3 protein-coding genes are annotated in these 1,939 nt (G+C 65.1%); all 3 read right to left on the bottom strand.

Annotation, left to right across the window (positions count from 1 at the left end; genetic code table 11):
* A partial coding sequence (locus tag ACFWPJ_RS31600) for an ATP-binding protein (protein WP_378857000.1) occupies positions 1-755 on the bottom strand: 755 nt, incomplete at its 3' end.
* A 171-nt stretch (positions 756-926) separates the two neighbouring features.
* Complete coding sequence (locus ACFWPJ_RS31595) at positions 927-1,331, bottom strand: very short patch repair endonuclease (RefSeq protein ID WP_378857002.1); 405 nt, start codon at positions 1,329-1,331, stop codon at positions 927-929.
* Between the two features lie 390 nt (positions 1,332-1,721).
* A partial coding sequence (locus ACFWPJ_RS31590; RefSeq protein WP_378856998.1) for a DNA cytosine methyltransferase occupies positions 1,722-1,939 on the bottom strand: 218 nt, incomplete at its 5' end.

Below are 1,939 nucleotides of genomic sequence, written 5' to 3'. Positions count from 1 at the left end.
CCGCAGTTGAAGCAAGCCATAGCGGGCAGCAAGCGTTCGTCGAACTCGATGACGGCGGGAATGGTGTTGCCCTTGCGGGTCACGGTCCGGGAGACGTCCCAGACACACGGCAGCCTTGGCTGGGTCTTCTTGCCGTTCACGGTGATCAGGAAGCCGCGCTCCCGGAGCAGATAGGAGTATACGTCCCCCAACTGTTCCCTCAGCTTGTCACCGCGGCGCACCAGCTCCTGCCACTGGTCGGTCTTCAGGTTCTTGATGATGATCTGAGTACCGTGCTCGTCGGGCGACGCCTTGGGCTCCTGACGGGCTGGCACGTTATAGCTGCCGCCCTTGACCAACGCGTCGAGGTCCAGGTCCAGCACGGTCCAGGACGGGTCGCCGGCTCGCGTCGTCCGGATGGTCGTGAGACGACCGAGGCGAGCCGTCGCGATGTTGAAGCCCATCCCGTATAGGCCGAGCGCACCGTAGCGGGCATTGCCGGACCATCCCGCCCGCACGGCGTTGTTCAGGGTCTGGAGGTCCATACCTCGGCCGTTGTCGGTGACCCAGACTTCAGCGGTACGCGCATTCCCCTCTTTGCCAGGCAGGTTCACGCTCACGGTGGGGCGCTCACCGTCAACGGCCGGACTCGACAGGAACTCGTCGAACGAGTTATCGACGAGCTCTGACAGGCATTGCAGCGGACTGAACTCGATGTCCCCCAGGACCGTCAGAATCCGCGGGTGCGGCTCGATGTTGACGAACTGCTCTGTCACAGGTCTCTCCCCTTCTGCCCGCCCGTCGTGGCTTGCCGCCACAGGTTAGCGCCCACCACCGACATGCCGACGTGATCCTGGGTGAGCTGGGAGCAACCGGTGCGGTCTACAGCTAGGGCGCCACAGCCCTCTACCCGCACACACTGTGCGGCGAACCGTGGAGTGGGTCCTTTAGCCGTGTGTCCGTCCGCCGGCCCGCGCATCTCGCAGGTGTCGGATGGTGTTCTCGATACGCTCCGCCGCGACCGCGGGATCCTCGTGTTCCCATACCCGGATTACGGTCCAGCCGGCTTCTCGGAGCCGCATGGAGGTGTCTCGATCGCGGTCCTGGTTGGCGGCGATCTTCTGAAGCCAGAACCCCGAGTTCCTGATCGCCGGTCGATGGTGTTCGGGGCATCCATGCCAGAAACATCCGTCGACGAAGATGGCCACACGATCGGTCGTGAAGACGATATCCGCGGTTCGTCGGAGTTGGGGGAGCGGTCTTACCGTCACCCTGTAGCGCAGTCCGCGGGCGTAAAGTGCTCTTCGTAACGCCAACTCGGGTCCGGTGTCCTTGCCACGGTTCGCCCGCATCACCGCTCGTACGGCAGAGGAGGAGGCCTTGGATCCAGGCGGCAGTGAGCGGTCGGTCACGAGTCCTTGCTCGTGAGCCTGGCGCCAAGCCTGGATCAGGTTGTCGCGTCGTGAGTCGTGGGTGACCTCGCAGATGTAGCGTTCCACGGATTTGCCGTTGTGCGACCACCGCAAGTAGGCGCGGATCCGGCGTGTACTCCGATAGACGCGGAGCGATACCGACGCGTGGGCGAGGTGTCCGTCACCGAGATCGACGCCGCGCCGGTGACGCCCGCCCGCCGCACGGTCCTGCTCGATCGCTGGGGCCACGGCGCCCGCGCGCCGTTTATACGCCCGCGCTGACGGTAGTCGCTGGTTCCAGCCGTGTTCGCCAGCCTGCTCGCGCATCGTTCAGTGGGTCGAGACGAGCGCGCCGTTGGCGTCGGTCTCCGTCGCCTCCGCGGTCGTGAGGGCGTCGGCGACCGCTGAGGCGAAGAACTCACCCAGCACGACCGGGACGGCGTTGCCGAGTTGTCGCATCTGTTCACCGCGGGGCCCTGAGCCAAGCCATTCGTCGGGGAAGGTCATCAAGAGCGCGGTATCGCGCACGGTCATGTAGCGTTGTATTT

This window comes from Nocardia sp. NPDC058497 (assembly GCF_042720195.1).
Taxonomy (GTDB): Bacteria; Actinomycetota; Actinomycetes; order Mycobacteriales; family Mycobacteriaceae; genus Nocardia.
Note: the sequence above shows the minus strand (reverse complement) of the source record. Positions and strands in the feature narration are given on the sequence as shown.